This window comes from Pseudoalteromonas sp. BSi20495, assembly GCF_000241185.1.
GTDB classification, from domain to species: domain Bacteria; phylum Pseudomonadota; class Gammaproteobacteria; order Enterobacterales; family Alteromonadaceae; genus Pseudoalteromonas; species Pseudoalteromonas fuliginea.
Genome location: NZ_BADY01000056.1, coordinates 1 through 6,172, shown reverse-complemented (window position 1 = coordinate 6,172; position 6,172 = coordinate 1). Strand labels below are relative to the sequence as shown.

Sequence of the window (6,172 nt, the reverse complement as noted above, 5' to 3'; positions counted from 1 at the left end):
TTTTATTTGTAAAGTAATTTAAATGAATGATAATTAACCTTAACAAGGTCTAGTTAGCATTAATTCCCTATTCAATAATACAAGAGAGTCTTATGTCAGGATTACGACAATTCACAGCACCTGCCACCAGGCTAATGGCTAATTTAAAGTACAAAACAAAAATTAGCCTTACATTTGGTATATTGTTAGTTCCTCTTGCTATTAGTTTGTTTTTTCTAGTGTCGCTATTAAGTGATAGCATTAACGTATCTAAAATGCAGCAGCAAGGCTTAAAAGGTTATCAAGCCATACTTAATAATCAAATGCTTGGAACAAGCAGTAAAAATGTAAAAGTTGCTCGCGAACTAGGCTTCACAATAAAAGATGGTCAAGCTGATGATGTGCTAGAACTTGTTTCAATTGAGTCTAATTTAGCACTTGATAGCCAACTTGCCAGTGCTTATGTAAATCGCGCATTAGTCACCCCGATCCCTGCACTTATAATGCAAATAAATTTAACGACCGAAAGCGCAAATACAGTACTAACCAGTAACCGATTTACACCCGATACATTTATTGCTCTCTCCAATCTTAGTAAGTCATTGCCTCTGTATGAAAAGCAATTAGAAAAAACTTTAACCGTAGCAACTGCAGCAGACAAATCAGTTAGTAAAATACTTACCCCTGCTCTACAGCAACTACAAGAAACTGTGTATGCATTCAAAAATGCGATAGACAAAAAGTTACTTGAGCCAGATGATATAGAACTAAGTAAAAGTAAATTTGAACAGCTAACAAATGATGTTAATAACAGTATCAGTACATTAATAAATAAGAGTATTCCAACTCTAGAATCTTTAGTTGAAAATAAACTAAAAACGCAACAATGGACACGTAACATTGTATTAGCTGCTTCAGTTTGTAGCTTAATTTTTGCCTTTTATTTAATGGTCGGCTTCTACTTTGCTGTGGTTGATACTATAAACCGCTTCGCTGAAGCCGCAAATAAAGCTGCTAATGGGGATTTAAAAGCAATTCTCCACTCAACTGGTAGTGATGAAATGAGTATTATTGCTTCGAGATATAATGCTTTGTTAAATGCATTCTCGCATTTATTGTCAGATGTAAAGGCAAGTACGGTAGAACTGTGTGATGCCACAAAATCACTATCGCATGCAAGTAGCCAAACAAGTGACGATGTTACTAAACAACAAACACGTGTAAATGCTATCCATAATGCTTTAAGTGATATGGCACAAACTGCACATACTGTTGAAGAGTCAGCTCACCAAGCGACACTGACAGCTCAAGATGCCGCTTCACATGTAAAACAAGGCTCAGACAATACAATGGAGCTGGCTAAATATATGCAAGACTTGCAAATTGAATTTGCAGAAAGCCAGCAAGCACTCGACAGATTAGCGCAAGATAGCCAAGAAATAAGTAAAGTAAGTAAAGGGATTAGTGAAATCGCCGATCAAACTAATTTATTAGCCCTTAATGCCGCTATTGAAGCAGCTAGAGCTGGTGAACATGGTCGAGGATTTGCTGTTGTAGCTGATGAAGTAAGAACCTTAGCGCAGCGCACACAAACACAAACCCAAGAAATTCATCAAATTATTAGCTCATTGCAACAAGCTTCTGACGACACACAACAGAAAATGCGTTCAAGTGTTGAGAAGATGGAACAATCAGTAAAAGCAGCCAACCAAACCAATGAAGTATTGCAAAGTGCAGAACAAAGCATGGGTGATATTAAACACCAGGGCGAAGTTATTGCAGAACGAGTTAAACAGCAATCAAATGCTACAACACAAGCATTAAATGACTCGCAAGCGGTCAGTAACTTAGCGGATCAAACCTTGAACTCGGCACAATCAACACTTCAGGATGCCCAGCAGTTAAGTCGTTTATCTAATGACCTAACTAAGTCTATGAGCTTTTTTAAATCATAATTAATTGACTTTAATTCACAACAAAGCCGCTAAATAAGCGGCTTTGTTGTTTAAGGTAGTCTTAGATTAACGAATGCATTGTGGTCTTGGCTCAAACTCACTCGCTCTAAGCGGTAGCTGAATTACCTTGCCACATCCTGGTGGCGCTTGCTTACCCGTTTGCTCATTTACAAATGCCCAGCGTATTGATGGCGGACGAGTATCAGCGATTGCTTGTGGGTTAAGTGGCTTAAGGTAACGTATATAGGCTTCAAGCGCTCCCACACTGCCTGTTAACCCCGTACTTTTGTTGTCGTCTCGACCAAGCCACGCAACAGTCACTGTATTTTGATCAAAGCCTGCAAACCAGCTATCACGTAAATCATTACTGGTTCCAGTTTTACCTGCTAGTTGAATTGACGGGAAGTGTAAATTTAAGCGTTTAGCTGTGCCGTCTTTCGTTACGCGCTTCATTGCGTACTTAGTCATATACATTGCTGATTTATCAAAACGAGGCTCTGCATTTACTTCATGCTTATAAAGTACTTTACCAACCGAGTCAGTTAATGCCGAAATTGCAGTGAGCTTTTTATATTCGCCATCAGCAGCAATTGTTGTATAAAGCTGAGCGACTTCAAGACTCGACATTTCAACAGCTCCTAAAAGCAGAGACGGGTATTCGTCTATAGACCCGCTAGCACCTAACCCTTTTAATGTTTTTGCCACTTGATCAACACCTACATCAAGCCCTAAATTTACTGCAGGAATATTAATACTGTTACTAAATGCTTTGTAAAGAGGCATTGCACCACGGTATTGATGATCAAAGTTCTCAGGCTGCCACACTTTCCCTTGCTCATTTGTTACTTGCAACGGTGAATCATCAAGCAGTGTTGATAAATTATAATGTGGTAACTGAAGCGCCGTTAAATACACGGCAGGTTTTACCAGCGAGCCTATATTACGTTTTGTATCTAAAACACGATTAAACCCTGAGTAACGTACATCGCGCCCAGCAACAAGTGCCGATACACCGCCTTTTTCGACATTAACTGAAATCATGGCGGCTTCTAATTTTTCAGTTTTTGGGCGTTTTTCTAAATACGGTAAGCTCTTTTCAATAGATTCTTCCATTGCTGTTTGTTTTTGTAGATCAAAATAGGTAAACACCCTAACACCTGCATCTAGTGTTTGTTGATCTGGCAACAATTTATTTAGCTCCCTGTTTACTAACTCTAAATAGCCCGGATAGGATTTTTGCAAACTAGCTTTCATTGGTGCAATATCAATTGGACGTTTAAGTGATGCGCGATATTCTTTTGTACTAAGCAGTTTACTTTCAACCATAAGGCGAAGTACTAAATCACGGCGCTCCATTGTGCGCTCTTTGTAACGACGAGGATTGTAATAAGAAGGGCCTTTAACCATTGCCACCAGCAGAGCAATTTGATCGTACTCAAGCTCGTCTACGGGCTTAGAAAAGTAGAAGTCTGAAGCTAATCCCATCCCATGAACACCTTGGTTGTATGACTGCCCTAAATAGACTTCATTTAAATAAGCTTCAAGAATCTGATCTTTTGAATAACGATAATCTAAAATAAGTGCAATGAATGCCTCATTTATTTTTCGCATTAAAGAACGCTCACGTGTTAGGTAAATATTTTTAGCTAACTGCTGGGTAAGTGTGCTACCTCCTTGCACTGTACGCCCAGCTCTAATATTAGTATAAAGTGCACGTAAAATAGAAAAAACAGATACACCATGGTGTTCATAAAAATTACGGTCTTCAACAACGAGTAAAGTATCTTTTAACATTGCCGGAAATTTATCCAATGGCACAAATTCTCTATCTTGTTTAGAATCGTTACCAATGCGGGCTATTTGCACCGGTTCTAAGCGAGCACTATTTAAACGCCTACCAAACTTATCTTTAATAGTAGCCACTTTTTGCCCTGAAAAACGAAGTTCAATAATATGGGACTCTTCAAGGCCATCATAAAATTCAAAATCACGACGATAAATTTTGATGCTATTTGCAGTCTTAACAAACTGCCCTGTTCGACTCAGCCTATTAACTGATGAGTAATTTAAACGCTCTAGCTCAAACACTACTTCCTGACTTGATAAAAACTGCCCCGGATAAAACGCCATTGAACGAGCATAAACCTGCGCTGGTAACTGCCATTTATTACCTTCAAATATACGTGTTGTTTTTGAATCTAAATAAATTAAATACATTGCCATAGCAATGAAAACAGCCAAGCTTAATTTCCAAAACACTGACCATGTTTTTCGCATAAAAGAGCGTTTAACAGTGGATTTAACTGTTTTTTTACGCCCCTTTGAGGTGCTTTTTTTTGTCGTGCTTGATGATTTTCTTGCACGTTTAGCTGCAGGTTTGCTGGTAGGTGTTTTGTTATTGTCGGCCATTTAAGTGTAATTTATTCCAAGGGTTATTCACGAGTGTGAGCTTAGCATATTGGGCATATCCTAACATCCGAAAAGTTAACCCCCCCTGAAACAAAAAAAGCCCTACCGAAGTAGGACTTTGTGTAAACACACTATTATTTAAATAAACTATTAGCTATTTCGAACAGAAACAAATTCTGGGTAGGCTTCAATACCACAATCGTGTTGATCCATACCATTTAACTCTTCTTCTTCTGTTACACGTATACCCATCGTTTTGTTAAGCACAGTCCAAACAATAAATGATGCTACAAATACAAAGGCAAGAATACACACTAGACCAATTAACTGATTAACAAAGCTTGCATCACCATTAGTTAGCGGTACTAACATAATACCTAATGCACCACACACACCGTGTACAGAGATAGCACCCACTGGATCGTCAATCTTAACTTTATCAAGTGCTATAATGCTAAACACAACTAATGAGCCACCAAGTAAACCTAGTAAACATGCCATTAATGGAGAAGGTGAAAGTGGGTCAGCAGTAATTACAACTAAACCTGCTAATGCACCGTTTAATACCATGGTTAAATCTGATTTGCCCCAAAGTATCTTACATACAAACAGTGCAGCAATAGCACCCATTGCAGCAGCTGCATTAGTATTAAGTAATATTTGACCTACCGCAGTTGCGTTTTCTTTATCCGAAAGTAGTAATTGAGAACCACCGTTAAAGCCAAACCAACCCATCCATAAAATAAATGTACCGAGTGTAGCAAGTGGTAAGTTTGAACCTGGAATTGGGTATATTTCACCGTTTTTACCATATTTGCCTTTACGAGCACCTAGGATTAATACACCAGCTAGTGCAGCAGCTGCACCTGCGCCATGTACAATTGCAGAACCTGCAAAATCTACAAAGCCCATTTCAGATAAGAAACCACCACCCCATGTCCAGTAACCTTCAACAGGGTAGATAAAGCCAGTAAGTACTACAGCAAAGCCAAGGAAAGCCCATAGCTTCATACGCTCAGCAACTGCACCCGATACAATCGACATAGCCGTTGCAACAAATACTACTTGGAAGAAAAAGTCAGATTCTAAAGAATGGTCAGCATCAGCAGCTTGTGTGCCAATTAAAGCGCCTATTGAAGGAATAAAACCACCTTCGGCATTGTCTACATACATAATGTTGTAGCCAACTAATAAAAACATCGTACATGCAATTGAATATAGCGCGACATTTTTAGTTAAAATTTCAGCTGTGTTTTTAGAGCGAACTAAACCCGCTTCTAACATGGCAAAACCTGCTGCCATCCACATTACTAATATACCTGATATTAAAAAATAGAAGGTATCGAGTGAAAATTTTAGTTCTATTATTGTATTTTCCATGATTCCCCCTTAAATCGCTTCTTCGTCAAGTTCGCCAGTACGGATACGGACAATTTGATCTAGGTCGTACACAAAAATTTTCCCGTCACCGATTTTACCTGTTGATGCGATTTTAGTAATTGCTTCTACAACACGCTGACAATTCTCAGTACGAGTCGCAATTTCAAGTTTAATTTTTGGAATAAAATCTACTTGGTATTCAGCTCCACGATACAATTCTGTATGACCTCGTTGACGCCCAAAACCTTTAACATCAACTACTGTCATTCCTTCAATCCCTAAATCAGCGAGTGCTTCACGCACATCATCTAACTTAAATGGTTTTATGATTGCACTAATCATTTTCATAGCGGCCCCCTCGGACTCTTTATTGTTATCCTGTTAGCCAATACAATCCAACCTTTGTGCCACTATTTTATAGTATTATTAAACAATAACTTAACTACAAA

Annotated in this window: 4 protein-coding genes; 1 reads left to right on the top strand and 3 read right to left on the bottom strand. The window is 38.5% G+C overall.

Annotated elements, in window-relative coordinates:
- The first annotated feature begins 92 nt into the window (after positions 1-92).
- Positions 93-1,934, top strand: coding sequence for a methyl-accepting chemotaxis protein (locus tag P20495_RS12285; protein ID WP_033015528.1), 1,842 nt, complete (start codon positions 93-95; stop codon positions 1,932-1,934).
- Positions 1,935-2,000: 66 nt separating this feature from the next.
- Here the strand turns inward: P20495_RS12285 and mrcB are convergent, their stop codons facing one another.
- The 3 genes from mrcB to P20495_RS12300 form a co-directional block, all read right to left on the bottom strand.
- The gene (gene mrcB, locus P20495_RS12290; protein ID WP_033015527.1) at positions 2,001-4,343 is read right to left on the bottom strand and encodes a penicillin-binding protein 1B; all 2,343 of its coding nucleotides are present in this window, start codon (positions 4,341-4,343) and stop codon (positions 2,001-2,003) included.
- 150 nt (positions 4,344-4,493) lie between these two features.
- The gene (locus P20495_RS12295; protein WP_033015526.1) at positions 4,494-5,723 is read right to left on the bottom strand and encodes an ammonium transporter; all 1,230 of its coding nucleotides are present in this window, start codon (positions 5,721-5,723) and stop codon (positions 4,494-4,496) included.
- Between the two features lie 9 nt (positions 5,724-5,732).
- Positions 5,733-6,071: a P-II family nitrogen regulator gene (locus tag P20495_RS12300; RefSeq protein ID WP_004587162.1), complete on the bottom strand. Its 339-nt coding sequence runs from the start codon at positions 6,069-6,071 to the stop codon at positions 5,733-5,735.
- Positions 6,072-6,172: the final 101 nt, after the last annotated feature.